Raw genomic sequence first — 24,333 nt, 5'->3', positions numbered from 1 at the left:
CGTCCAGACAGTTAGCGTGCAGACGTGGCCATCGACCGTGCCGAAATTCGCGATCGTCTCGACCGGGCGACCGCCCACCTCGACCCGCCGTACGCGGTGGTCGACCTCTCCGCGTTCGACGCCAACGCCGACGCGCTGGCCGGCCGGGCCGGCGGCAAGCCGCTGCGGGTGGCCAGCAAGTCCGTGCGGGTCCGCGAGCTGCTCACCCGGGCGCTCAAGCGGCCCGGCTGGCACGGCGTGATGGCCTTCACCCTGCCCGAGGCGCTCTGGCTCGCCCGCAGCGGCGTCGCCGACGACGTGCTGGTCGCGTACCCGACCGCCCACCGGGAAGCGCTCGCCGAGCTGGCCGCCGACCCGGCCCGCGCCGAGGCGGTCACCCTGATGATCGACGACGCCGGGCAGCTCGACCTGATCGACCGGGTCTGCCCGCCCGGCAACCGGCCCGCGCTGCGGGTCTGCCTCGACCTGGACGCCTCCTGGCGGCCGCTGCGGGGCCGGGTGCACGTCGGAGTGCGCCGCTCGCCGGTGCACAGCGCCCGGGCCGCCGGCGCGCTCGCCGCCGCCGTCGCCGGCCGGCCCGGCTTCCGGCTGGTCGGCCTGATGTCGTACGAGGCACAGATCGCCGGCCTCGGCGACGCCCCGCCCGGACAGGCGATGGTCGGCTCCGCGATCCGGGTCGCCCAGCGCGGGTCGTACCGCGAACTGCTGGCCCGCCGGTCGGCCGCGGTCGCCGCGGTCCGCGAACACGCCGACCTGGATTTCGTCAACGGCGGCGGCACCGGCAGCGTGGCCGCCACCAGCGCCGACCCGGCGGTCACCGAGGTCACCGCCGGATCCGGGCTCTACGGGCCGACGCTGTTCGACGCGTACCGTGCCTGGCGGCCGACCCCGGCGGCGTTCTTCGCCTGCGCGGTGGTCCGCCGGCCGGCGCCCGGGCTGGCCACCGTGCTCGGCGGCGGCTGGATCGCCTCCGGCCCGGCGGCGGAGAGCCGGCTGCCCCGGCCGTGGCTGCCGGCCGGGCTGAAGTTGCTCGGTGCGGAGGGCGCGGGCGAGGTGCAGACCCCGCTCGCCGGCGAGGCCGCGGACGCGTTGCGGGTCGGCGACCGGGTGTGGTTCCGGCACGCGAAGGCGGGTGAGGTGTGCGAGCACGTCAACGAGGTGCACCTGGTCGAGGGCGACGCCGTGGTCGCGACCGTGCCCACCTACCGGGGCGAGGGCCGGGCCTTCCTCTGACCTGACGACGGCGGGTCCGGGCGCACTCACCGAACCCGCCGCTCGGCATGCCGCTCAACCCTGGTGCACGGCCTCCACCGGGGCGTTGACCTGCCGGTGCAGGTATTCCCGGATCAGCGCCTTCGCCTCGACCAGCACCCGCTCGTCGCCGTCGGCGCGGCGACGGAACGCCAGCTTGATCAGGGCGTCCGCGGCCTCGACCGCGACCTCCAGGTGGAACCGCAGGTCGGGCACCCCGGCCAGACCGAAACGCTCGGTGAGCACGCGGGCGAGCTGCTCCGCGATCACCCCGTTGTTGTCCCGCTGGTCGTCCAGCAGGTGCAGGTCGACCACGTCGCCGAAGTGCAGGGTACGGAAACCGGGAACCGTGCGGTGCATCGAGATGTACTCGTCGATCGCCGCGTCGACCCCGTCCCACCAGTGGGTCAGGTCGTCCGAGGCGAAACGCTCGTCGAGCCGCTGGAGATAGGACTCCATCGTGCGCAGGGTCAGCGCCTGCACGATCGCCCGCTTGTCCGGAAAGAACTGGTAGACCGACCCGATCGCCACCTCGGCACGCTCGGCGAGCAGGGTCGTGGTCAAGCCCTCGTACCCCACCTCGTCGACGAGCTCGGCGCAGGCGTCCAGCATCCGCTGGACCCGCGCGACACTTCGACCCTGCACCGGTACCCGACGCAGCGGCCCGGTCGTGGCGGCTGGTGTGGACACTCGGCGCCACCCCCCTTCGACGGATGAACATATCTGCACGTCACGAGTCTGTGACTACCGGTACAACGAGCCGGGCTCGATTGCGGTATTTACCAGGCACAACGTTCCTGATATGAATTCACTTCATATTCATGTCGAGGAGTGTTCGCCATGGCCGGTCCCCCCGCCGCCTGGTCCAACTGGGCCGGCAACCAACACAGCACGGCGCTGGTCACCGAGCGTCCCCGTACCGTCTCCGAGGTGGCCGAGGCGGTCCGCCGGGCGAGCGCGGCGGGCCGGACCATCCGGGCCGTCGGCAGCGGACACTCCTTCACCGCCACCGCCGTCGCCGACGGGCACCGGCTCGACCTCGCCGAACTGGAGACCGACGTCACCGTCGACGTGACGCGCCGCCTGGTTACCGTACCGGCCGGGATGACGCTGCACACGCTCAACCATCTGCTCGCCGGGCACGGGCTGGCGGTGCCCAACCTCGGTGACATCGACGCGCAGACCATCGCCGGCGCGCTCTCCACCGGCACCCACGGCACCGGCGCCGAGCTCGGCTGCCTCTCCACCTTCGTGGCCGCGCTGACCCTGGTCACCGGCACCGGCGAGGTGCTGCGCTGCTCCGCCGACGAGCACCGCGACGTCTTCGACGCCGCGAGGGTCGGGCTCGGCGCGGTCGGCGTGCTGGTCGAGGTCACCCTGCGCTGCGTGGACGCGTTCGTGCTGCGCGCGCACGAGCGGCCGGCCGCGCTCGCCGAGGTGCTCGACGACCTGCCCGGCCTCTACGAGTCGCACGACCACGCCGAGTTCTACTGGTTCCCCTACACCGACCGGGTGCAGGTCAAGACCAACGACCGGGTACCCGCCGACGACCGGCCGCTGCCCCGCTGGCGCGGCTGGCTCGACGACGAGTTCCTCGCCAACACCGTCTTCGCCGGCGCCTGCCGGCTCGGCCGCGCCGTGCCCGCCCTCGCACCGGGCATCAGCGCCGTCTCCGCCCGGGCGCTCACCGAACGCAGCTACACCGGCCGCTCCGACCGGGTCTTCTGCACCCCACGCCGGGTCCGGTTCGTGGAGATGGAGTACGGGCTGCCGCGCGACGCGCTGCCCACCGCACTCGCCGAACTGCGCCGGATCGTAGACCGGCTGCCGTTCAAGGTGCTGTTCCCGGTCGAGGTGCGGTTCACCGCGGCCGACGACATCTGGCTCTCCCACGGGTACGGGCGGGACTCCGCGTACGTCGCCATCCACCAGTACGTGGGGATGCCCTACGAGCCGTACTTCCGGGCGTTCGAGAAGGTCGCCACCGAACTGGGCGGCCGTCCCCACTGGGGCAAGCTGCACTGGCGAACCGCGGAGTCCCTGTCGACCGCCTACCCGAAGTTCACCGACTTCCTGACCGTCCGCAACCGCCTGGACCCAAACAACCGCTTCACCAACCCGTACCTCCGGCAGGTGCTGGACGCCTGAAGATCTTGGAAGGAAATGGCCCTCATAGGGGCCCTTTCCTTCCAAGATCTCGGCGAGCGCGAGTTACTCCGGAGAGGTGGTGGCCTTCTTTGGGGCCGCCTTCTTGGCCGGGGCCTTCTTGGCGGTGGTGGTCTTCGCCGTCGTGGTCTTCTTGGCGGCCGTCGACTTGGCGGCGGCGGTCTTCTTGGCCGTTGTCTTCTTGGCGGGGGCGGCCTTCTTGGCTGCCTTCTTCTTCGGCGCCGGACCCTTCGCCCGCTTCTCGGCGAGCATCTCGGAGGCCTCCTCGAGGGTCAGCTCCTCCGGGGTCTGCCCGCGCCGCAGCGAGGCGTTGGTCTCCCCGTCCGTGACGTACGGGCCGAACCGGCCGTCCTTGATGACCAACGGCTTCTCGGTGGCCGGGTCGTTGCCCATCTCCCGCAGCGGCGGCGCGGCGGCCCGGCGCTGCCGGGTCTTCGGGGCGGCCAGCAGGGCGAGCGCCTCGTCCAGCGTGACGGTGAACATCTTGTCTTCCGAGTCCAGCGAGCGGAACTCGTCACCGCGCTTGACGTACGGGCCGTAGCGACCGTTGTTGGCGAAGACCTCGACGCCGTCCGGCGCCACGCCCACCAGCCGGGGCAGGCTGAGCAGCCGCAACGCCTGGTCCAGGGTGAGGCTGTCCGGCGACTGCGAGCGCAGCAGCGACGACTTCCGCTCGCCGCTGGCCACGTACGGACCGAAGCGGCCGGACTTCAGCAGGATCGGCTCACCGGTCGACGGGTCGTCGCCGAGCTTGCGCTCGCCACCGCCACCGAGGAACAGCTCGTACACCTTCTCCGGGGTCAGCTCGTCGGGGGCCAGGCCCTCCGGGATCGGCGCCCGGTCGCCCTGGCCGCCGCTCTCCTCGCCCTCGCCGGACGGCGTGGGCTGCTGCTGCTCGCCGGGCACCGTCCGCTGCAGGTACGGCCCGTACCGGCCGACCCGGACGACGACCTCGCGCCCCTCGTCGTCGGTGTGCAGCGGGATCGAGTTGACGCTGCGCGCGTCGATCTCGGTGAGGTTCTCGGTGACCAGCTTCTTCAGCCCGCCGGCGTGCGCGATGGCCTGGTCGCCGGCGCCGTTGGAGCTGCCGAAGTAGAAGGAGGTGAGGAAGTCGACCGCGGCGTGGTCACCGCCGGCGATCTCGTCCAGCTCGTTCTCCATGCTGGCGGTGAAGTCGTAGTCGATCAGGCGCGGGTAGTGCCGCTCCATCAGCCCGATCACCGCGAACGCCAGGAACGTCGGGATCATGGCCTGGCCGCGCTTGGTCACGTACCCGCGGTCCTGGATGGTCTGCATGATCGACGCGTACGTGGACGGGCGGCCGATGCCCAGCTCCTCCAGCGCCTTGACCAGCGACGCCTCGGTGTAGCGCGACGGCGGCTGGGTGTGGTGGCCCTGCGCGGCCAGCTCGTCGGCGGTCAGCGGCTGGTCCTTGACCAGCGTGGGCAGCCGCCGCTCGGCGTCCTCGGCCTCGGCGTTCTCGTCGTCGCTCGACTCGACGTAGGCGCGCAGGAAGCCCGGGTCGGTGATGGTCTTGCCGGTGGCGCCGAAGTCGGCCTCCTCCTGCGCCGACGAGACGGCGCGGATGCGCACCGAAACGCTGGAGCCGACCGCGTCGGTCATCTGCGAGGCGATGGTGCGCCGCCAGATCAGCTCGTAGAGCTTGAACTCCTCGCCGGACAGCTCCTTGGCCACGTCGCCCGGGGTGCGGAAGTTGTCGCCCGCCGGGCGGATCGCCTCGTGCGCCTCCTGCGCGTTCTTCACCTTGCCGGTGTACCGGCGCGGCTCCGGCGGCACGCTGCGCTCGCCGTACAGCTCGACGATCTGGCGGCGGGCCGCGGCGATGGCGGTCTCCGACAGGTTCACCGAGTCGGTACGCATGTAGGTGATGTAGCCGTTCTCGTAGAGCCGCTGCGCGGTGCGCATCGTCTGCTGGGACGAGAACCGCATCTTGCGGGCCGCCTCCTGCTGGAGCGTGGAGGTGATGAACGGCGCGTACGGGCGGCGGCGGTAGGGCTTCTCCTCGACCCGGGTGACCGTGAACGGCCGGTCCGCCAGGCGGGCGGCAAGCCCCCTGGCGCCGCCCTCGTCGAGGTGGACCACCCCGGCGCCGGGCCTGACGCGACCCGTGGTCGGCTCGAAGTCCTTGCCGGTGGCGATCCGGTCGCCGTTGAGCGCGACCAGCGTGGCGTTGAACGTACGCGGGCCGTCGCCCGGCTTCGCCACCGCGAGGGTGGCCAGGATGTCCCAGTATTCGGCGGTGCGGAACGCCATCCGCTGGCGCTCCCGCTCGACCACGATCCGGGTCGCCACGGACTGCACCCGGCCCGCCGAGAGCTTCGGCATGACCTTCTTCCACAGCACCGGGGAGACCTCGTAGCCGTAGAGCCGGTCGAGGATGCGCCGGGCCTCCTGGGCGTCGACGAGGTCGCGGTCGATCTCCCGGGGGTTGGCCACCGCGGCCTGGATCGCCGGCTTGGTGATCTCGTGGAAGACCATCCGCTTGACCGGCACCTTGGGCTTGAGCGTCTCCACCAGGTGCCAGGCGATCGCCTCGCCCTCGCGGTCCTCATCCGTGGCCAGGAAGATCTCGTCGACCTCCTTGGCCAGCTTCACCAGCTTGCTGATCTGCTGCCGGCGGTCGGCGGAGACCACGTAGAGCGCGTGGAAGCCGTTGTCGACGTCGACGCCGAGCCGTGCCCACGGCTCGCCCTTGTACTTCGCCGGCACGTCGGCGGCGTTGCGGGGCAGGTCCCGGACGTGGCCGAAGCTGGCCTCCACGACATACCCCGGGCCGAGGTAGCCCGAGATCGTCTTGGCCTTCGCCGGTGACTCGACGATGACCAGACGGGTGGTTCCAGCGTTGCTCGGCACGTCTCTCCCCGACCTCACTCCTACGCCATGCCCGCTTCGGGCCCTGTTGCACCGTCCGGGCCACCGGTGGCCCGGACGTCCAACGTAACGCGCCGTCCACGTTCCGGGTTTCGTGGGCGGCAAACGGGCCGCCAACCGGGCGGTCGCCGGCCGAACCCTGCCGGACGGCGCCACCGTACACCGTGGGTAGGGCGCCGAGCGGGTGACTGTGACGATGACGGACCCACGGTGGAGGTGACGCCGGTCGTTTTCCTGGGCAAACCGTCGCCCGGGTTGTCCGTGATCGGACAGCCGGCGGGATTGCGCCCGAGCTTCAGCCGTGCGGGCGCGGCCAGTCGGCGGCCGGCGCGGTCGGCGGCCGGTCCCCCACCAGCTCGGCGAGTCGGATCACCCGCCGCCCACCGATCCGGTACGCCGGCCCGCCCTCGTCCGGCTCCACGAACGCGGCCGGCAGCCCCACCGCGGCCAGCGCGGCGCGCACCGCCGGCCAGCTCGGCTCGTCGGCCGGGCCGAGCCGGAGCCGGAACCCGCCCGGCTCGGCCGCCCCGGCGGCGGCGACCCAGAGCCGCAGCCGCCGCCCGTCGAGGTGGAACCGGGCCGGTGGCCGCTTCGCCGTGCCACGCAGCCAGGCCCGGGCGAGCGGGGCCAGCGTGGTCGAGTACGCGGTGCGCACCCGGTGCCGGCCGTCCTCGGTCGGTTCCCAGCTCGCCGGCACACCCCGGGCGCCCATCTCGGCCACCAGCACGTGCACCCGCCAGGCCGCGTCCACCACCACGGAGAGCCGCGCCGTGCCGCCCATCCGCACCACCTCCCCCGGCCCGGCGAGCAGGCCGGAGAGGTCCGCCAGCGTCGGATCGGCCGCCTCGGTGGAGAACAGCGAGGGCTGGCGGGCCGGATTCTTCGCAGGTGGCGTCAGCGACACTCCGGGACCTCGTCGAAGGCCTGTTTGAGTTCGGGTGAGTTGAGCCTGCTGGTGTCCAGCGCGCTCGCGTCGTACTCCTTGTTCAGCGTGTCCACGGCGGCGCGCACGCCGTCGTAGAAGGGGCCGGCCTGGGCGGTGTCGAGCCCGTCGATGGTGGCGCGGGCCCGCCCGTACGCGTCCCGCATCTTGCCCAGCGAGCCCTGGAACCCGGCCGACACCTCGGTGCCGCGCTCGACCTCCGGCACGCCCGCCTCCTCGACCTTGCGCCGGGCCGTCTCGCTGGCCTCCTCGGCCCCGGCGAAGAGCCGCACCAGGTTCTCCTTGGCCTGCGCCGGCGTGGTCTGCGCGGTCATCTGCTGCTGGGTGCTGCTGGTCAGCTTGGAGATCTCCGCGCGCCACGGGCTGAGCGCCTGGCAGACCGAGGCGGCCCAGGCCCGCGGGCTGGGGCCGCCGCAGCCGGCGACGACGAGGACCAGCGTGGCCAGGACCACCGTGAGCTTTCCGGCGGTTGCCGCCCGGCGCGTACGCATGCGTTGCAGCGTACGACCTCCGGGTGGAACTGCCACCGGTCAGGTTTCGTGCGGTTCCCGGCCGGCCGGCGGCCGACCGGGAACCGTCCCGTGGAGATCAGGCGTTGACCGTCTCCGGGTGCTGGTCCGGGGTGCCGGCACCGCTGTCCGAGTCGTCCATCGCCACGCCCTTGCGCTTGCTGAACACCACCGCCGCCACGATGATCAACGCGGACACCACGGCGATCGTGATCCGCAGCGCGTTGTTCTTGTCGTCGCCCACGCTCCAGGCCACCACGGCCGGGGCGATCAGCAGCGAGACCAGGTTCATCACCTTGAGCAGCGGGTTGATCGCCGGACCGGCGGTGTCCTTGAACGGGTCGCCGACGGTGTCGCCGATGACCGTCGCGGCGTGCGACTCGGAGCCCTTGCCGCCGTACGCGCCGTCCTCGACCAGCTTCTTGGCGTTGTCCCACGCGCCACCGGAGTTGGCCAGGAAGACGGCCATCAGCGTGCCCGCGCCGATCGCGCCGGCCAGGTAGGAGGCGAGCGCGCCCGGGCCGAGGCCGAAACCGACCGCGATCGGGGCCAGGATGGCCAGCAGGCCGGGGGTCATCAGCTCGCGCTGCGCGTCCCGGGTGCAGATGTCGACGACCTTGCCGTACTCGGGCCGCTGGGTGCGGTCCATGATGCCGGGCAGCTCGCGGAACTGCCGGCGTACCTCCATCACCACGGCGCCGGCCGAGCGGGAGACCGCGTTGATGGCCAGACCGGAGAAGAGGAAGACCACCGCCGCGCCGATGATCAGGCCGACCAGGTTGCGCGGGTTGGCCACGTTCAGCGAGTTGAGGATCTCGGCGGCGGCGTCGCCCACGCCCGCGTCCTCGTAGGAGGCACGCAGCGTGTCGGTGTACGAGCCGAACAGCGCGGTCGCGGCCAGCACCGCGGTGGCGATCGCGATGCCCTTGGTGATCGCCTTGGTGGTGTTGCCGACCGCGTCCAGCTCGGTAAGCGTCCGCGCGCCGTGCTCGTCGATGTCACCGGACATCTCGGCGATGCCCTGCGCGTTGTCGGAGATCGGGCCGAACGTGTCCATCGCGACGATGACGCCGACGGTGGTGAGCAGGCCGGTGCCGGCCAGCGCGACCGCGAACAGCGACAGCGTGATCGAGCTGCCGCCGAGCAGGAACGCGCCGAAGACGCCGGCGCCGATCAGCAGCGCCGAGTAGACCGCCGACTCCAGGCCGACGCTGATGCCGGCGAGGATGACGGTGGCCGCGCCGGTCTGCGAGCTCTTGCCGATGTCCTGCACCGGGCGCCGGTTGGTCTCGGTGAAGTAGCCGGTGAGCGCCTGGATCGCGGCGGCCAGCACGATGCCGATCACGACCGCGCCGATGGCCACCAGCCGCGGGTTGCGGTCCACGTCGGTCAGCCCGCCCGCCAGCTCACCGAAGGTGGCCGGCAGGTAGGCGAACGCGGCGACCGCCACCAGCACCGCGGAGAGCACCGCGGAGAGGTAGAAGGCCCGGTTGATCGCGGTGAGGCCGTTGCGGTCGCTGGTGCGCAGCCGGGTGATGAACACGCCGACGATCGCGACCAGCACGCCGATGGTGGAGATGATCAGCGGGAAGACCAGGCCGTCCTCGCCGAACGCGGCCCGGCCCAGGATCAGCGCGGCGACAAGCGTGACCGCGTACGACTCGAAGAGGTCGGCGGCCATGCCGGCGCAGTCACCGACGTTGTCGCCCACGTTGTCGGCGATGGTGGCGGCATTGCGCGGGTCGTCCTCGGGGATGCCCTGTTCGACCTTGCCGACCAGGTCGGCGCCGACGTCGGCGGCCTTGGTGAAGATGCCGCCGCCGACCCGCATGAACATGGCGAGCAGCGCGGCGCCGAAGCCGAAGCCCTCCAGCACGGTCGGGGCGTCGCCCTTGAACAGGATGACGACCAGCGCCGCGCCGAACAGGCCGAGGCCGACGGTGAGGAAACCGACCACGCCACCGGTGCGGAAGGCGATCTTCATGGCGCCCTCGCGCCCGCCTTCGCGCTCGCGCGCGGCGGCGGCGACCCGCAGGTTGGCGCGGGTGGCCAGCCACATGCCGGCGCCGCCGATGAACGCGCTGAACAGCGCACCCACCACGAAGAACGCCGACCGGCCGATCTTCACCAGGGTCTGGTTGCCGTCGGTGTCGTGCACCGGCAGCAGGAACAGCAGCACGACGGCGATCACCACGAAGATCGCCAGAGTGCGGAACTGCCGCAGCAGGTACGCCGACGCGCCCTCCTGCACCGCCCCGGAGATCTCCTGCATGTTGGTGGTTCCCGTACCGGCCGCCAGGACCGCCCTGGTGAGGGCGGCCGCGAAGACGAGGGCCACCAGCGCGATGACCGCGGCGATGACGACGTACGTCACGTTGGCTCCGGTAAGGGACAGTGCGCCGCCGTCGGCGGCCAAGGTCCCGGACATCTGTGTCCTCCTGTACCGAACACTCGCGCCGGCTCGTGGAGACACACGGCCGACGCCTGGATGCGAACTCGCCAGCGCGCGTCATCCGCCCGTTCCCGCTGGCTGCGGGCAGCGATCACTTGCTGACAACCCGGGTACTGTAGCCCTCCGGCGTGGTGAGGGTCACACCGAGGGGGCACGGTGTCTCGATGATCTTCGTAACTGTGTTATGCGAGGAAATCTGATATATAGGGCGGTCAGCACGACGAGGCCGCGCTCCCCGTGCGGGGAACGCGGCCTGCGGGAAGAACGGGTCAGGCGCGGCCGGCCGGCCAGGCCATCCGGACCTCGGTGCCGACGCCCTCGTCGACCGGGCGGACCTGCAGGTCCTCCACGAAACCGGCGAGCAGGGCGAAGCCCACGCCGGTGGTGAGCGCGTCCTCGCTGAGCGACTCCTTCGCCAGCTCGTCCGGGCCGAGCGCGGCCAGCCCGAGACCCGCCTCGATCGGGGCCCGGTCCACCACCCGCACCGTGTACGGCCCGCCGTCGGACATCTCCACGTACACCGGTTCCGCCAGCCCGTACTGCCGGTGCAGCGCGACCGCCCGCGTGCACGCCTCACCGATGGCCAGACGCACCTCGTCGAGCAGCTCCTCGCGTACGCCGGCCCGCCGGGCCACCGCGACGCCCACCAGGCGGGCGGTGCGGACGTGGACCGGGGCCGGGGAGAAGGAGAGCTTGACGGTGGCCATCACGCGCCGGTGGAGTCGGCGGCGATGGCCGCGTCGACCGTCGGGTGCAGCGGGAAGACCTGGTCCAGGGCGGTGATCCGGAAGATCTTGAGCAGCGGCTCCTTGCCGCAGACCAGGGCGAAGGAGCCGCCGGCCGAACGGAGCCGCTTGAGCGCGCCGACCAGCACGCCGAGCCCGGTCGAGTCGAGGAAGTCCACCCGGCCCAGGTCCACCACCACGTGGCGGGCCCCGCCGTCGATCAGCTCGATGAGCCGTTCCCGCAGGCGGGGGGCGGTGTAGACATCCACCTCACCACCGACCTCGAGCACCGTGTGCTCCCCCACGGCGTGGGTCGCCAGCGACAGCTCCATCGGCCCCTCCTCGGTAAACTCTCCTAGGCATCTAACCATCCCCCGTGCGACCGCTTCGGGTCACCGGCCCGCCCCTCCCCATACCCCCACCCTGCGGTTCCCAATTCCGAACACCAGTGCGAGAGTGCAGGACGTGACCGACGACAGGCCCGGCCCGAGGCGCGCGCCGGGCGAGCTGCTGCGGCGGTTCCGGCTGCGCCACGCGACCGACCCGGTCACCCACGTCGAGCGGGTGCCGGCCCGCGCCGGCGAGCCCGCGCCGTGGCCCGGCTGGGCGCCGGAGGAACTGCGGGCGGCGTTCGCGCGACGCGGCGTGGCCGCCCCGTGGCGGCACCAGAACGAGGCCGCCGAGCTGGCGTACGCGGGAAAGCACGTCGTCGTGGCCACCGGCACGGCGTCCGGCAAGTCACTTGCCTACCAGCTGCCGGCACTGAGCACCCTGCTCGCCGACCCGCGCGCCACCGTGCTCTACCTGGCCCCGACCAAGGCGCTCGCCGCCGACCAGCTCCGCGCCGTCGCCGCCCTGGAGCTGGACGGGGTACGCCCCGCCACCTACGACGGGGACACGCCGCGCGCCGAGCGGGAGTGGATCCGCCGGCACGCCCGGTTCGTGCTGACCAACCCGGACATGCTGCACCACGGCATCCTGCCCGGGCACGCGCACTGGTCCGGCTTCCTGCGCCGCCTCGCGTACGTGGTGGTCGACGAGTGCCACACCTACCGGGGCGTGTTCGGCTCGCACGTCGCGCACGTGCTCCGGCGGCTGCGCCGGCAGTGCGCCCGCTTCGGGCGTACCCCGGTGTTCCTGCTGGCCTCCGCCACGTCGGGCGACCCGGCGACGGCGGCCGGGCGGCTCACCGGCCTGCCGGTCACCGCCGTCACCGAGGACACGTCGCCGCGCGGCGGCGTGACGTTCGCGCTCTGGGAGCCGCCGCTGCTGCCCCCCACCGACCCGTCGCCCGGCGCCGACCTCGTCCAGGTCCGGCGCTCCGCGCTGCGGGAGACCGCCGACCTGCTCACCGACAGCGTGGTCGAGGGGGTACGCACGCTCGCGTTCGTCCGGTCCCGCAAGGGCGCCGAGGTGGTCGCCGCGACCGCCCGGCGGTCGCTCGACGAGGCGGTGCCCGGGCTGGGCGGTCGGGTGGCCGCCTACCGCGCCGGCTACCTGCGTGAGGAACGCCGGGAGCTGGAACGGGCGCTGCTGCACGGCGACCTGCTCGGCCTGGCCTCCACCAACGCGCTCGAACTCGGCGTCGACCTGGTCGGGCTGGACGCGGTGCTGATCTGCGGCTGGCCGGGCACCCGGGCGTCGCTCTGGCAGCAGGCCGGGCGCGCCGGGCGCAGCGGCGACGAGGCCCTCGCGGTGCTGGTGGCCCGGGACGACCCGCTCGACACCTACCTCGTGCACCACCCGGAGGCGCTGTTCGGGCGTCCCGTCGAGGCCACCGTCCTCGACCCGGCCAACCCGTACGTGCTCGCGCCGCAACTCGCCTGCGCCGCCCACGAAGCCCCGCTCACCCCCGCCGACCTGGACCTCTTCGGCGAGGGCGCGAAGGAGGCGGTGGACTCGCTGGTCGAGGCGGGCGCGCTGCGACAGCGACCCACCGGCTGGTACTGGCGGCACCGGGAACGCCCCGAGGTCGACCTGCGCGGCGAGGGCGGCGCGCCGGTCTGCGTGGTGGAGGAGTCCACCGGCCGGCTGCTCGGCACCGTCGACGGCGGCTCCGCGCACTTCCTGCTGCACACCGGCGCGGTCTACCTGCACCAGGGCGTCTCGTACGTGGTCGACTCGCTCGACCTGGCCGACGGGTGCGCGCTGGTGCACGCCGAGGAGCCGGACTGGTCCACCCACGCCCGCGACGTCACCTCGCTCTCCGTGGTTTCCGTCCGCTCGTACACCGACGCCGGCCCGGTCGGGCTCTTCCTCGGCGAGGTGGATGTGACCAGCCAGGTGGTGTCGTACCAGCGGCGCCGCATCGCCACCGGCGAGGTGATCGACACCCGCCCGCTGGACCTGCCGGCGCGGGAGCTGCGCACCGTCGCGGTGTGGTTCACGCTCTCCCCCGGGTCGCTGGCCCGCGCCGGGGTGGAGGCGGCGGACGTCCCCGGGGCGCTGCACGCCGCGGAGCACGCCGCGATCGGCCTGCTGCCGCTGATGGCGACGTGCGACAGGTGGGACATCGGCGGGCTGTCGACCGCCCTGCACCCGGACACCGAGGCGCCGACCGTCTTCGTCTACGACGGTCATCCCGGCGGGGCGGGCTTCGCCGAGCGGGCGTACCGGACGGCCGCCGCCTGGCTGCGCGCCACCCGCGACGCGATCGTCGAGTGCGGGTGCGACACCGGGTGCCCGTCCTGCGTCCAGTCCCCGAAGTGCGGGAACGGCAACAACCCGCTGGCCAAGCCGGAGGCGGTCAAGGTCCTCGACGTGGTGCTCACCAATCTCGCCACCGCGACTCCCGTCCCGCCCGCGGGTGACCCGCCCGCCGGCGGCCCGGCGCGCAGCCGTCCCCACCCTGACGAGGCAGGCGGCCCGCCCGAGGCCGGGATGGCGTCGGACGTGGGGCGCGGTGGGAGGTTGCCGCGGCAGGACGACCGGACGCCCCGCCGGTCGACGTCCGGCGGCAGCCCACCGGACTGACCGGACTACCCGGCCGTGCCGCGCCCTCCGCGTGCCGGCCGTGCCGCGCCCCCCGCGTGCCGGCCGTGTCGCGCCCCCCGCGTGCCGGCCGTGTCGCGCGCCCCGCGTGCCGGCCGTGCCGCCCCGGCAGGGCCGGCCGCCAGCTCGGGGAGGTGGCGGTGTCGACGGCCGGCGGACCCCGCCACTTCGCCGAAGTGGCGGCCCTGGATCGTCGGCCGCGGCGCTCGATCGGCGGGATCGACGTCTGGTGGGTGGGACGGTGGCATGAGGTCGGGCGCCACGGGGCATTGATCTATGGGAGCGCTTCCATGCATGATTCCGGTAGCGCAGACGCGACCCGAGACCCGTCCGCCGGAGGTGCCACCGTGGCCGACACGATCGCCGAGACCGTCGAGCTGCTCTATACCATCGACCAGGAAAGTCTCACGCCCGACCAGCAGATCGCGCTGGGCACGGCCCTGGCGAACCTGGCCCAGGCGGAGCGGCTGGAACAGATCAACGAACACCTGCGCGGCATCCACCAGGTGCTCAACACGTGGGCGATGAAGGCCACGGTCGACGGCGGACGCTGACGTCCGTCACCGCACGGGCCGCCGCGTCCTGCCGGGTGCGATCGGTGCCGTCGACCGGGCCGCGGCGGGAGCGGCGCCGGCGTTGTGCGGGTGCGCGCTGGTGGCGGCGCTGTGCGACACTCCGGCGACCCCTCGAAGGAGATCAGATGTCGCTCGACAGCCTGCAGGCGCAGCACCGTTTCATCGTCCGTCAGCGGATCCGGATGATGGTCAACCAGTACGAGGTGCACGCCGTGGCACCGGACGGCTCCGAGGGCGGGCTGCTCGCGTTCGCGCAGCAGAAGCGGCTCGCCTTCAAGGAGCAGGTCACCATCTACACCGATGACACCAAGCAGTACCCCCTCCTCGGCTTCAAGGCCCGCCAGCGTCTCGACCTCGGCGCCACGTACGACGTGACCGACCACGCCGGCAACCCGATCGGCCTCTTCCGCAAGGACTTCGCCCAGTCGCTGCTGCGGTCGACCTGGCACGTCGAGCAGCCCGGCCTGCCGCCGGCGACCGGGCAGGAGCGCAGCCTGCCGGTGGCGCTGCTGCGCCGCTTCGTCGACTCGCTCTCCTGGCTGCCCTACCACTTCGACTTCGTGGCCGGCGGTCAGCCGGTGTTCTCGGTCGACAAGAAGTGGGGCCTCCGCGACCGGTACGTGGTGGACATCCAGCACCCGCACATCGACCGTCGGCTGGTCATCGCCATGGCGGTGGGCCTGGACGCCCTCCAGTCCCGCTGACCCCGGCACCGGCCGGCGAATCCCGTCACGGCGGGCTCCGCCGGCCGGACCCGAGATCCTCCGTCACGTGCCTGGCCGGCCTTCGACCGAGGTCCCGGGTCGGGCCCCCACGCCCGACGCCCTGCGCGGTCGGCTGCCACTCCGGTCCTGACCTCACGGATCGCCGCCCGGGTCGGCGGATCCTCCCGACCCGATCTCAGGAGTCGGCGATCCGGGCCGGGCCGGCCCGTGACGACGCGGTGGCGACGCGGGTCAGCCCGGGCAGCGGCGCGACCCGCACCTGCGCCGTGACGATCAGGTCGAGTCCGTCGGTTCGACAGCCGGTCAGCCGGCCGCCGTTGGCCGCCACCAACGCGGCGGCCCGCTCGCACGCGGCGTCCGTTCCGTCGAGCGCACGGCCCGCGCCCGCGAGCGCGCCGAAGTCGGCCGCCACCCGCGCCTGGTGGCGGGCGCACCGGGCGGACCCGAGGCCGGCGCCGAACAGTCCGACGAGCACGAACACCAGGCCGAGCGCGAGCAGGCACACCGTCGCCCCACCGCGGTCCGCCGCTGCCCCGCCCGCGGACGACGCGGAAGCTGACCCGTCGGCGAACCGCCCGGGAACTGCGCCCTCAGCAAGCGGCCCGGGAGCTGCGCCGTCGGCGAACCGCCCGGGAACTGCGCCGTCGGCGAACGGCCCGGGAGCCCGCAGTCCGATGCCGCACGGCGACGACTTCCCTGCCGTCACAGCGCCGGACCGGGAGCACCGGGTTCCACGGCGGCCACCGCGACGCCCGACACGGTCAACCGGGGCAGCCGCGCGCCGGCAGTCCGCACCGGCGCCCGGACGGTGGCGATCACCCGGTCGCCGGCCACCGTCACCGTCACCTCCGCGCCGCCGGGGGCGTACCGGGCACCGGCGGGGACGCCGGACTCGCCCCGGGCGGCGGCGAGTGCCGCCTCCCGGGCCGCGTCGAGACAACCCGCCCGGGTGGTCACCGCGTCGACCGCGGTGAGCCCGGCGAGGAGGAGAAGCACCAGCGCCGGCAGGCCGGCCGCCAGCTCGGCGGTGAACGACCCCCGCTCCCGGGCGTCCCACGGGCGACGCCGCGCGGCACCGCTCGGATCGTCGGGCGGCACCGCCACACCGACCACCGGGACGTTCGAGACATCGGACCGCCGGCCGGCCCACCGGCGCCCGGTCACTTCAGCGCCCGGTCGATCACGGCGGTCAGGGCGGACTGCACGTTTCCGGAGGTGAGCACCTTCAGCAGGATCCCGGCGAAGGCGACCGCGGCGAGGGTGCCCACGGCGTACTCGGCGGTGTTCATGCCGGCGTCACCCCGAAGGCGGGCGAGGAGCTTGCGCATGTCGTACGTCCCTTCTCGATGGTTCACAGCACGTCGCCGAGGACGGCGACGATCACCGGCACCAGACCGGCGAGAATGAAGGCGGGCAGGAAGCACAGCCCGAGCGGCAGCACGATGAGCACCCCCGCACGCCGGGCGGACGCCTCGGCCGCGGTCGAGCGTTCGGCCCGTAGCTCGTCGGCGAGCCGGGTGAGCGCGCCGGCCAGCGCAGCGCCGCTGTTCGACGAGCGGATAGCGGCGCCGACCAGGCTTCCCGCTCCGGGCACGGGTCGCAGGTGGGCCCAGGCCTCCGTCGGCGTACCGCCCAGGCTCAGCGTGCGGCCCACCCGGCCGAGCCGGCCCGCGAGGGGCCCGCCGAGCGCCTCCGCGACCGCGAGCACCGAGCGGTCCACCGGCGCGCCGGCCCGGAGCGCCGCGGCCAGCAGGTCGGCGGCGAGTGGCAGGTCGGAAGTCTCGCGCAGACGCCGCTCCCGCACGGCGCGCGGCTCGATCCGGCGGAGCAGACGGTCGGCCGCCACGCCGGCCAGCGGCCCGGCGAACAGGCCGGCCCAGCCGCCGACGACCACCGCCACGGCGATCCCGGCCAGGCCCGCGCCCAACCGGATCCGGTCCGGCCACCAGGTCGGACGGCCCCGCCGAGGGGCGGAGGCGAGCCTTCGTAACCGCCGGGCCGGGCGAACCCCCGGCGCGCCCGCGACCAGGAGCGTCGCGGCGCCGCCGAGGCAGGCGGCGACCACCACCTGACGGGACATCAGGCGCCCCGCCCCGGCCCCGCACCGAGCCGCTCCGCCCAGAGCAACCCACCGATCTGCAGGACGACTGCCGCCACCGCGCTCCCGCCACCGACCGGCGTGTGCAGGAGCACGGCCACCGGGTCGACCCCGATGGCGTAGCCCAGACCGATCCCGCCGAGCGGCAGGGCGGCGAGCAGCCAGGCGGTCGCCCGGGCGCCGGCGGCCTGCGCCGCGGCAGCCGCCAGCCCGCGGTCGGCCGCACGGGCGTCCGCCTCGATCCGCTCCAGCAGGTCGGCCAGCGGCGCCCCGGTCCGGTCGGCCAGCCGCACCGCGGCCCGGCACAGTCGGGCGATCCGGCCCGTGCCACCGTCGAGCACCGCGCCGGCGGGCAGGCCGGCGCGCAGGTCGGCGGCGGCGCCACCGAGCCGGTCGAGATCGTGGCGGTGGGCCAGATCGGCCTCCCGCTGCGCACGTCGGCGCAGACCGGCGCGGGCCGCGAGCGTGCCGTACGCGGCCAGTACCAGCGCGGCCACCGGGCCGCCGAGGAGCGCACCGGTCCCGCCGCCGAGCAGCGCCGCCGCCGGTAAGGCACGCCGGGCGGACACCGCCGCACGAAGGCGCGGTTCCCCGGTGGGCGGTCGGCCGGCCAGCTCGGGCCACCGGCCGGACAGCTCGGGCCACGGGCCGGCCAGGTGGCCGTCGAGGCCGGACCGACGGCGACCTCCCCGACCCGGTCCGGCACCCGGTCGACGCAACCGGTCGAACCGGCCGGGCGACCGTCGGAGCCCCGCCGACGGCGGACGCACCGGCCCGTGGGCACCGGTGCCACCGGCTCTCCTGCCGGCGACAGGCCGGGAGCCCTCGGAAGCGGCTCGGGCGTCCAGGACCGCCCGCCGCCGGACCCGACCGGTGCGTACCGGCCAGGCGACCACCACGGCGCAACCGGCGAGGAGCGCGAACACCAGCCAGAGCTGCCCGGTCACGACGAACCCGCCGAGCCGGGCCAGACCACCCGGAGGATCGGCGGTACGGGCACGCCCCGCTCCCGCAGCAGGTTGCCGAGCGACCGGGCGGCCAGGCCCAGACCACGGCCACGTATCCAGGCCGGGACCACGGTCACCACCCGGTCGGGCCCTTCCGGCAGGAGCAGGCCGATCGAGTCGAGCACCCGGCCGGTGCCGGTCCGGCGGAGTTGGAGGACCACCTGCAACGCGGCGGCGACCTGGGCGTGCAGCGCGACCCGTGGCAGCCCGCCGAGCATCCCGAGCGCCTCCAGCCGGGCCGGGACATCCGTCGGGGCGTTGGCGTGCAACGTCCCCGCCCCACCGTCGTGGCCGGTGTTCAGCGCGGCCAGCAGGTCGACCACCTCGGCGCCCCGGCACTCGCCCACCACCAGCCGGTCCGGTCGCATCCGGAGCGCCTGCCGGACCAGGTCGCCGAGCCCGACCACGCCGACGCCCTCGACGTTCGCGGTCCGCGCCTGCAACCCGATCACGTGCGGATGCACCGGGCGCAGCTCCGCGGCGTCCTCCACCAGCACGATCCGCTCGTTGCCGGGCACCAGCCCGAGCAACGTGTTGAGCAGGGTGGTCTTGCCGGAGCCGGTGCCACCGGTCACCAGGTAGGCCAACCGGGCGGCCACCACCGCGTCGAGCAGCGGGGCGACCGGCCGGGGCACGGTGCCGTGCTCGACCAGCTCGTCCAACGTGAACGGTCGCTGCCGGAAGGTGCGCAGCGACAGATAAGGGCCGTCGGTCGCCACCGGCGGCAGCACGGCGTGCAGCCGGGTGCCGTCGGGCAGCCGCGCGTCGGCGTACGGCGAGGCGTCGTCGAGCCGGCGCCCTGCGGCCGCGGTCAGCCGCTGCGCCAGCCGACGTACGTCGTCGACCGTGCCGAGCGGCACGGCCACCTGGTGCAGCCCCCGTCCCCGGTCGACCCAGACCCGGACCCCGTTCACCAGCACGTCGGTGACCTGCGGGTCCGCCAGGAACGATGCGAGTGGGCCGGCGCCGACGAGGTCGTCGTGCACCCGGTCGGCGATCCGCAGCAGGGTGGTGTCGCCGAGCACACCGGCGGCCGGTTCGGCGCGTACCGCGGAGACGACCGCGGCGGACGTGACCGGCGTGGCCTCGGCGGCGAGGCGGTGCCGGACACGGACGGCCAGCTCCTCCGGGTCGGCCGGCCCGGTCACGCCGCACCCGCCGCGGACCGCCCGGTCAGCTCGTCGACGAGCCGCTGGCACAGCACGGCGAGCGGGCCCTTGCCGGTGGCGCCCGGCGCCTCGCCGCGTTCCAGCCCTCGGCACAGGCCGGGCTCGGGCCGGAGCGTGCCGGCGAGCGGAAGGCCGAGCGCACGGGACACCTCGGCCGCCCGGAGCCGACCCGGCGCCGGGCCCCGCACGATCACCGACAGGTCGGCGCAGTGCGGGGCCACGACGGCGGCCACCCGGGCCGCGGCGGCGGTGGCGCGCAGCTCCGCGGGCACCACGAGGAGCGCCCGGTCGGCGGCCTGGAGGGCGATCACGGCCGCGTCGTCGAGATGCCGGGGCAGGTCGAGCACGACGAGGTCCCGCCCGCGCCGGCCGGCGTCGACCGTGGCGGCCATCGCCTCGGCCGGCAGGTGCCGCAGGTCCCCCCGGTCCCACGAGAGCACGACCAGGTCACCCCGGCTGGGCAGGGCTCGGACCAGCGCCGGTGGATCGACGCGCCCGTCCGCGCCGGCCAGCTCGGGCCAGCGCAACCCGTCGAGCTGCTCCCAGCCGAGCACCAGGTCGAGACCGCCGCCCAGGGGATCGGCGTCGACCAGGAGCGTGCGCAGCCGAGCCCGGGCCGCACTGACGGCGAGCCCGCCGGCGAGAACGCTGGCCCCGGCGCCGCCACGCCCGCCGAGCACCGCCACGACCCGCGCCGGGCCCGCGCCCGCCGGCTCGACCGCGCACTCGGCGAACCGGTCGACCAGCCAGGGCTCCGCCGCGGGCAGGGCCGCGACGTGCTCGGCGCCGATCAGCTCGGCCAACTCCGTACCCGGATCGAGCTGGCCGGAGCGACCGACCAGGACCGTGCGGGGACGCCGTGGCAGGCGGGCCCGCAGGCAGGCCGCCGCCTGGTCGGCGCCGACCAGCACCAGCGGTGACGGCGCCCAGCGGGCGCGGGCGGCGGCCGGATCGGCCGCCAGCTCGACCTCGGTGCCGCCGGCCGCGGCGAGCCGCAGCAGCTCGTCGAGCAGGTCGCCGTCGGCCGTGACGAGCAGGGGCAGCCGGCGGTACGGCGGGAGCGGGGTACGGGGCGGCATGGCGGCCTCCATCGGTCGGACTCGGACGTGCCGCGGTGCAGCCTGCCCAAGTCGGCCGAGTCGGACGGGGACGCGGGAAGCCCGCTTGTGGACAGTGGCGCGATGTGGACGGACCTCGGCGAAGGAGTGGATCTGCTATGCGCCGGCGCCGCCGGATCGGCGGGAATTCCCTGGCGGCACGGCCGTGCCGAGCCTCCGAAGAGTCGGATCCATCCGGACCCACCGGTCGGCGCGGTGAGACCACCGGCCATTGACTGAGGGGATCGTCCGTCCCGCATAATCGGATCCCTTGCCGCGAACGGACGGCACCGGCGCGCGGAATCGAGGCCATGACCGATCCACCGCACGGCACCGGAACCCCACCCGCCCGCCGCCACGGCCGAGGCGCTCCCCCGGCCGGCGAGGCCTGGCTCCGCGACCCGTCACCGGCCACGCTCGCCTCGGTGGCGATCGGGGTCGTGGTCGTCGTGCTGGTCGGCATACTCAGCTTCTTCGCCATGCCCCGCCGACCCGACCTGCCGCCGCCCGTCAGCGGCGAGCCGTTCCTCGCCTCCCCCGGGAACTCCACGCCGGCGGCGGACCTGGCGACCGAGTCGTACTCGCCGGCGCCGGTGTCGCTCTCCACCCGCGCCGCGCTGCCGACCCGCCGGCCCGCACCGCCACGCCGGACCACCCCGGCCGCCCGGCCGCCCGCGCCGAAGCCGTCGGCCAGCCGCACGACGCCGCCGGCGTCACGGCCGGGCGAACTCACCCCGCTCCCGGCGTCCCGGGAATCGTCACTGCGTTCCCGCAGCGGGGGACCGGAGACCTTCGTCGAATTCGTCAACGCCCGGTCCGCGACCGTCGTCGTCAACTGGCTGGACTACGGCGGCCGGCGCCAGCGGTACGCGGTGCTGCGGCCGGGGCAGACCTACCGGCAGCAGACGTACGTGGGGCACCCGTGGGTGGTGACCGACGACCGGGGCCGGGCTCTGGTCTGCTTCGAACCCGCACCGCAGACCATGCGCGCCGTGATCCGCTGACGACGGGCCGGATCAGCCAGCCACGCTCAACCGTGGTGGTCGAGGCTCAGGACCAGGGCAGCCGCCGAGACGGCGAGAAACACGGCCGGTCCGACAAGGTGGCGGGAGCCCACCCGCAGGTGGGCGACGACCGCGCCGACGAAGTAGGCCACGAGGCCGGCGGCGGCGAGCGTGCCCAGCAGCGGCACGGCGATCCCGGCCAGCAACCCCGACGAACCCGCCGCGAGCACGGTGCCCAGCACCGGCGCCCACGAGCGGGGCAGACGCTTCATGTCCAACTGGGCCCTGGGGTACGAGTGGCCGGCCAGGTAGGCCACGGCCGCTGACCCGGTGAGGACGGCGGCGACGATGGTGACCGTGACGTACGCGATGAACATCGAGTCTTCCCTCTTGACGTTCGACAGCGAGATCCTTCGCTGACAGGTCGAGGTAGCGCGCCGAGATGTGACAGGCCAGGACCGGCATCACAGGCACGGGGGTCTGATGAGGGCGTAGTACGAGGAGTCAGTCCCACGCCCCAGAGTCCAGTGCCCGGACATGCCGGACCTCCCCGCCACGGGTGAGCGCGCTCCCCCACCCGGGGGGCGCCTGCTGTCGTGTCGAGGAAGGGAGGCGACCGGTCGACCCGGTCGGGCAGCGGCGAGAAGCACTCCGACCTGGGCGGGAGCGCTTCCCGCAAAGGGACGACCCCCGTCGGGGGGAGACGGGGGTCGTCGGGTGGTTCGGCTCCGGGGGGGTCGAGCCGAACCGACTCAGCGGTCACGGGGGGTGCAACCGCCGAGGGTCTGTGCGGCGACCGGACGTGAACTCCCGTCGCGAGGACAAGCATGCCGCAGCCGACCCTTATACGTCGAGTGGTGTTCACTCCACGCAAAGCTAATTTCTCGCACGGAGATGTGACCGTCGTCACTCCGCTGGGCATACCTCGGCCCTCGGACCCGGGGTGGGCGGTCGCGGGCGGCCCGTCCGGCTAGACTTTCGCGCCGTGGGCCGTAGTGCCGCTTTCTTCGATCTCGACAAGACCGTGATCGCCAAGTCGAGCGCCCTGGCGTTCGGTCGGCCGTTCTACCGGGACGGGCTGATCACTCGGCGTGACGTGGTCAAGTCGGCGTACGCGCAGCTGATGTTCCGGCTGGGCGGCACCGACGAGCAGACCATGGCCCGCACCCGGGACTATCTGGCCACGCTCTGCAAGGGCTGGCCGGTGGAACAGGTCCGCCAGATCGTCGCGGAGACGCTGCACGAGCTGATCAACCCCTATGTGTACGCCGAGGCGGCCGCCCTCATCGAGGAGCACCAGGCCGCCGGCCGGGACGTGGTGCTGGTCTCCGCCTCGGGCGAGGAGATGGTCCGACCGATCGGCGAGCTGCTCGGCGTGACCGACGTGATCGCCACCCGGATGGCGGTCGTCGACGGCCGCTACAGCGGCGAGGTGGAGTTCTACGCGGCCGGTCCGAGCAAGGTCGACGCCGTGGGCGAGCTGGCCGGTGAGCGCGACTACGACCTGGCCGACTCGTACGCGTACTCCGACTCGTACAGCGATCGGCCGTTGCTGGAGTGCGTGGGGCACCCGAGCGTGGTCAACCCGGACCGGACGCTGCGCAGGTTGGCGGCGGAGAACGGCTGGCCGGTGCTGGAGTTCCGGCACCCGATCCCGCTGGGTCGCCGGCTGCGCGAGCGGCCGGCCGTGCCGGTCGCGGCGGCGGCGCTCGGTGTGGGTGTCGGTGTGGCCATCGGCATCGCGTGGTACGGCCGGCACCGGCGCACCCGCGCCACCGCGACCACCGTGTGACGGCGGGCGGCCCGGGTTCAGGAGGCGGCGAGGAGTTCGTCGCCGATGAGCGTGATCTGGTCCGCGCCGACCTCCACCGCGGCCATGTAGTGCCGTAGCCAGGAGCGCAGGCCGTCCGGGGTGCCGGTGGCGAAGGCGCCGGCCGCGCCGACGTACTCCGGTTCCCGCTCGCGGTGCCCGACGTCCACGGCGACCAGACCGCGCGGGTCGAAGCCGGTGGAGATCAGCACCAGCCGCGCGGCGGCCCGGGCCACCACGCCGGAGGGGCCCGGGAACGGGCGCAGGTTCAGCAGTTCGCCGTGCACCACGGCGGCCAGCACCAGCGGTGGCACCTTCGTGCCGCCGGCCACCAGGCCGGACAGGCCGTCGAGCCGGGCCGCCACCACCGGGTCGGTCACCGGCCGGCCCAGTTCCTCCTCGGTCACCACGTCGCGGGCGGCGAGCACGTGCAGCCGGGCGAGCACCTGGCGGGGGGCCTTCGGCCACAGGTCGCTGAGCCCGGGCAGCGCCCCGGCCACCCGGAGCGCGCCCTGTAGCACCGGGTCGGTGACCGTGCCGGCGCGTACCTCCTCGCGGTCGTGGGCCCGCCCTTCCAGCGCGGCGCTGGCCACCGCCGAGCGGAGGCTGACCTCGGCGGCGAGCGGCCCGCCCTGGCGGCGCAGCGCCCGGTGCCGGTGGGCCTGGTCGACCCGGTCGCGGGCCCGTTCGACGGCGGGCGCGACGTCGGCGAGCGCGAGCAGCGGGGCCAGCGGATCAGTGGTCACCCCGTCACGCTAGCGACAGCCCTGCGGGTGTTAAGCGGGGCCCCTTCCTGTACCGGAGGCGTTGACAGGGGCCCCTCCTTACACCTCAGCGCGGAGGGGGCGCCGCTGGGCGCGCGTGGCGGGGCGGGCGGTCGCGGGGGCGGTACGCCGGGGCTAACCTTCCCGGGAGTAGG

General features: G+C 74.1%; 23 protein-coding genes. 7 read left to right on the top strand and 16 right to left on the bottom strand.

Annotated elements, in window-relative coordinates; all coding sequences use genetic code 11:
* Positions 1-24: 24 nt before the first annotated feature.
* Positions 25-1,233, top strand: coding sequence for an amino acid deaminase/aldolase (locus ACGFI2_RS06875; protein WP_393511869.1), 1,209 nt, complete (start codon positions 25-27; stop codon positions 1,231-1,233).
* Positions 1,234-1,287: 54 nt separating this feature from the next.
* Here ACGFI2_RS06875 and ACGFI2_RS06870 read toward each other — a convergent pair whose 3' ends face one another.
* Positions 1,288-1,863, bottom strand: a complete 576-nt coding sequence (locus ACGFI2_RS06870) for a TetR family transcriptional regulator (RefSeq protein WP_393513115.1) — start codon at positions 1,861-1,863, stop codon at positions 1,288-1,290.
* Between the two features lie 228 nt (positions 1,864-2,091).
* Here ACGFI2_RS06870 and ACGFI2_RS06865 point away from each other — a divergent pair, with 228 nt between their 5' ends.
* Complete coding sequence (locus ACGFI2_RS06865) at positions 2,092-3,399, top strand: D-arabinono-1,4-lactone oxidase (RefSeq protein ID WP_393511866.1); 1,308 nt, start codon at positions 2,092-2,094, stop codon at positions 3,397-3,399.
* 63 nt (positions 3,400-3,462) lie between these two features.
* Here ACGFI2_RS06865 and topA read toward each other — a convergent pair whose 3' ends face one another.
* The 6 genes from topA to ACGFI2_RS06835 form a co-directional block, all read right to left on the bottom strand.
* Complete coding sequence (topA, locus tag ACGFI2_RS06860) at positions 3,463-6,291, bottom strand: type I DNA topoisomerase (protein WP_393511863.1); 2,829 nt, start codon at positions 6,289-6,291, stop codon at positions 3,463-3,465.
* Positions 6,292-6,604: 313 nt separating this feature from the next.
* Positions 6,605-7,213 (bottom strand): hypothetical protein, encoded by a 609-nt coding sequence (locus ACGFI2_RS06855; RefSeq protein ID WP_393511860.1) that lies wholly within the window; start codon positions 7,211-7,213, stop codon positions 6,605-6,607.
* Complete coding sequence (locus ACGFI2_RS06850) at positions 7,204-7,743, bottom strand: hypothetical protein (RefSeq protein WP_393511857.1); 540 nt, start codon at positions 7,741-7,743, stop codon at positions 7,204-7,206. Before ACGFI2_RS06850 ends, ACGFI2_RS06855 begins: the two co-directional genes overlap by 10 nt.
* A gap of 97 nt (positions 7,744-7,840) precedes the next feature.
* A complete protein-coding gene (locus tag ACGFI2_RS06845; protein ID WP_393511854.1) occupies positions 7,841-10,189 on the bottom strand; it encodes a sodium-translocating pyrophosphatase in 2,349 nt (782 codons plus the stop codon).
* A 293-nt stretch (positions 10,190-10,482) separates the two neighbouring features.
* The gene (locus ACGFI2_RS06840) at positions 10,483-10,920 is read right to left on the bottom strand and encodes an ATP-binding protein (protein WP_393511851.1); all 438 of its coding nucleotides are present in this window, start codon (positions 10,918-10,920) and stop codon (positions 10,483-10,485) included.
* Positions 10,920-11,270, bottom strand: a complete 351-nt coding sequence (locus ACGFI2_RS06835; protein WP_393511848.1) for an STAS domain-containing protein — start codon at positions 11,268-11,270, stop codon at positions 10,920-10,922. Before ACGFI2_RS06835 ends, ACGFI2_RS06840 begins: the two co-directional genes overlap by 1 nt.
* Before the next feature lie 133 nt (positions 11,271-11,403).
* Here ACGFI2_RS06835 and ACGFI2_RS06830 point away from each other — a divergent pair, with 133 nt between their 5' ends.
* The 3 genes from ACGFI2_RS06830 (at position 11,404) to ACGFI2_RS06820 (ending at position 15,208) form a co-directional block, all read left to right on the top strand.
* The gene (locus tag ACGFI2_RS06830; RefSeq protein WP_393511845.1) at positions 11,404-13,911 is read left to right on the top strand and encodes a DEAD/DEAH box helicase; all 2,508 of its coding nucleotides are present in this window, start codon (positions 11,404-11,406) and stop codon (positions 13,909-13,911) included.
* 365 nt (positions 13,912-14,276) lie between these two features.
* Positions 14,277-14,483, top strand: a complete 207-nt coding sequence (locus ACGFI2_RS06825) for a hypothetical protein (RefSeq protein ID WP_393511842.1) — start codon at positions 14,277-14,279, stop codon at positions 14,481-14,483.
* Positions 14,484-14,629: 146 nt separating this feature from the next.
* Positions 14,630-15,208: a hypothetical protein gene (locus ACGFI2_RS06820; protein WP_393511839.1), complete on the top strand. Its 579-nt coding sequence runs from the start codon at positions 14,630-14,632 to the stop codon at positions 15,206-15,208.
* Positions 15,209-15,404: 196 nt separating this feature from the next.
* Here ACGFI2_RS06820 and ACGFI2_RS06815 read toward each other — a convergent pair whose 3' ends face one another.
* The 7 genes from ACGFI2_RS06815 to ssd form a co-directional block, all read right to left on the bottom strand.
* Entirely contained in the window at positions 15,405-15,899 is a 495-nt protein-coding gene (locus ACGFI2_RS06815) for an Rv3654c family TadE-like protein (protein WP_393513112.1), read from the bottom strand.
* Positions 15,900-15,931: 32 nt separating this feature from the next.
* Positions 15,932-16,327, bottom strand: a complete 396-nt coding sequence (locus ACGFI2_RS06810; RefSeq protein ID WP_393511836.1) for a TadE family type IV pilus minor pilin — start codon at positions 16,325-16,327, stop codon at positions 15,932-15,934.
* A 62-nt stretch (positions 16,328-16,389) separates the two neighbouring features.
* A complete protein-coding gene (locus tag ACGFI2_RS06805) occupies positions 16,390-16,557 on the bottom strand; it encodes a DUF4244 domain-containing protein (RefSeq protein ID WP_076470820.1) in 168 nt (55 codons plus the stop codon).
* 23 nt (positions 16,558-16,580) lie between these two features.
* Positions 16,581-17,309 (bottom strand): type II secretion system F family protein, encoded by a 729-nt coding sequence (locus ACGFI2_RS06800; RefSeq protein ID WP_393511832.1) that lies wholly within the window; start codon positions 17,307-17,309, stop codon positions 16,581-16,583.
* Positions 17,309-18,274 (bottom strand): type II secretion system F family protein, encoded by a 966-nt coding sequence (locus ACGFI2_RS06795; RefSeq protein WP_393511829.1) that lies wholly within the window; start codon positions 18,272-18,274, stop codon positions 17,309-17,311. Before ACGFI2_RS06795 ends, ACGFI2_RS06800 begins: the two co-directional genes overlap by 1 nt.
* Positions 18,271-19,482 carry a TadA family conjugal transfer-associated ATPase gene (locus ACGFI2_RS06790; RefSeq protein WP_393511826.1) on the bottom strand — a complete coding sequence of 404 codons (1,212 nt, stop codon included), beginning with the start codon at positions 19,480-19,482 and terminating at the stop codon, positions 18,271-18,273. Before ACGFI2_RS06790 ends, ACGFI2_RS06795 begins: the two co-directional genes overlap by 4 nt.
* Positions 19,479-20,582, bottom strand: a complete 1,104-nt coding sequence (gene ssd, locus ACGFI2_RS06785; protein WP_393511823.1) for a septum site-determining protein Ssd — start codon at positions 20,580-20,582, stop codon at positions 19,479-19,481. Before ssd ends, ACGFI2_RS06790 begins: the two co-directional genes overlap by 4 nt.
* 329 nt (positions 20,583-20,911) lie before the next feature.
* Between ssd and ACGFI2_RS06780 the strand changes: the two genes are divergently transcribed.
* Positions 20,912-21,604 carry a hypothetical protein gene (locus tag ACGFI2_RS06780; RefSeq protein ID WP_393511820.1) on the top strand — a complete coding sequence of 231 codons (693 nt, stop codon included), beginning with the start codon at positions 20,912-20,914 and terminating at the stop codon, positions 21,602-21,604.
* A 26-nt stretch (positions 21,605-21,630) separates the two neighbouring features.
* Here ACGFI2_RS06780 and ACGFI2_RS06775 read toward each other — a convergent pair whose 3' ends face one another.
* Positions 21,631-21,981 (bottom strand): DoxX family protein, encoded by a 351-nt coding sequence (locus tag ACGFI2_RS06775; RefSeq protein ID WP_393511817.1) that lies wholly within the window; start codon positions 21,979-21,981, stop codon positions 21,631-21,633.
* 608 nt (positions 21,982-22,589) lie between these two features.
* Between ACGFI2_RS06775 and ACGFI2_RS06770 the strand changes: the two genes are divergently transcribed.
* Positions 22,590-23,396, top strand: coding sequence for an HAD family hydrolase (locus tag ACGFI2_RS06770; RefSeq protein WP_393511814.1), 807 nt, complete (start codon positions 22,590-22,592; stop codon positions 23,394-23,396).
* A gap of 17 nt (positions 23,397-23,413) precedes the next feature.
* Here the strand turns inward: ACGFI2_RS06770 and ACGFI2_RS06765 are convergent, their stop codons facing one another.
* The gene (locus ACGFI2_RS06765; protein WP_393511811.1) at positions 23,414-24,160 is read right to left on the bottom strand and encodes an oxidoreductase; all 747 of its coding nucleotides are present in this window, start codon (positions 24,158-24,160) and stop codon (positions 23,414-23,416) included.
* Positions 24,161-24,333: the final 173 nt, after the last annotated feature.

The organism is Micromonospora sp. NPDC049282, from assembly GCF_043197045.1.
In the GTDB taxonomy this organism is placed as follows: domain Bacteria; phylum Actinomycetota; class Actinomycetes; order Mycobacteriales; family Micromonosporaceae; genus Micromonospora.
Note: the sequence above shows the minus strand (reverse complement) of the source record. Positions and strands in the feature narration are given on the sequence as shown.

What these genes read in the sequence shown, in the direction of transcription:
- ssd (WP_393511823.1), bottom strand. Translation starts at nt 20,582, where the DNA reads ATGCCGCCCCGTACCCCGCTCCCGCCGTACCGCCGGCTGCCCCTGCTC.
- ACGFI2_RS06845 (WP_393511854.1), bottom strand. Translation starts at nt 10,189, where the DNA reads ATGTCCGGGACCTTGGCCGCCGACGGCGGCGCACTGTCCCTTACCGGA.
- ACGFI2_RS06865 (WP_393511866.1), top strand. Translation starts at nt 2,092, where the DNA reads ATGGCCGGTCCCCCCGCCGCCTGGTCCAACTGGGCCGGCAACCAACAC.
- ACGFI2_RS06800 (WP_393511832.1), bottom strand. Translation starts at nt 17,309, where the DNA reads ATGTCCCGTCAGGTGGTGGTCGCCGCCTGCCTCGGCGGCGCCGCGACG.
- ACGFI2_RS06835 (WP_393511848.1), bottom strand. Translation starts at nt 11,270, where the DNA reads ATGGAGCTGTCGCTGGCGACCCACGCCGTGGGGGAGCACACGGTGCTC.
- ACGFI2_RS06780 (WP_393511820.1), top strand. Translation starts at nt 20,912, where the DNA reads ATGACCGATCCACCGCACGGCACCGGAACCCCACCCGCCCGCCGCCAC.
- ACGFI2_RS06850 (WP_393511857.1), bottom strand. Translation starts at nt 7,743, where the DNA reads ATGCGTACGCGCCGGGCGGCAACCGCCGGAAAGCTCACGGTGGTCCTG.
- ACGFI2_RS06870 (WP_393513115.1), bottom strand. Translation starts at nt 1,863, where the DNA reads ATGCTGGACGCCTGCGCCGAGCTCGTCGACGAGGTGGGGTACGAGGGC.
- ACGFI2_RS06805 (WP_076470820.1), bottom strand. Translation starts at nt 16,557, where the DNA reads ATGCGCAAGCTCCTCGCCCGCCTTCGGGGTGACGCCGGCATGAACACC.
- ACGFI2_RS06775 (WP_393511817.1), bottom strand. Translation starts at nt 21,981, where the DNA reads ATGTTCATCGCGTACGTCACGGTCACCATCGTCGCCGCCGTCCTCACC.
- ACGFI2_RS06840 (WP_393511851.1), bottom strand. Translation starts at nt 10,920, where the DNA reads ATGGCCACCGTCAAGCTCTCCTTCTCCCCGGCCCCGGTCCACGTCCGC.
- ACGFI2_RS06820 (WP_393511839.1), top strand. Translation starts at nt 14,630, where the DNA reads ATGTCGCTCGACAGCCTGCAGGCGCAGCACCGTTTCATCGTCCGTCAG.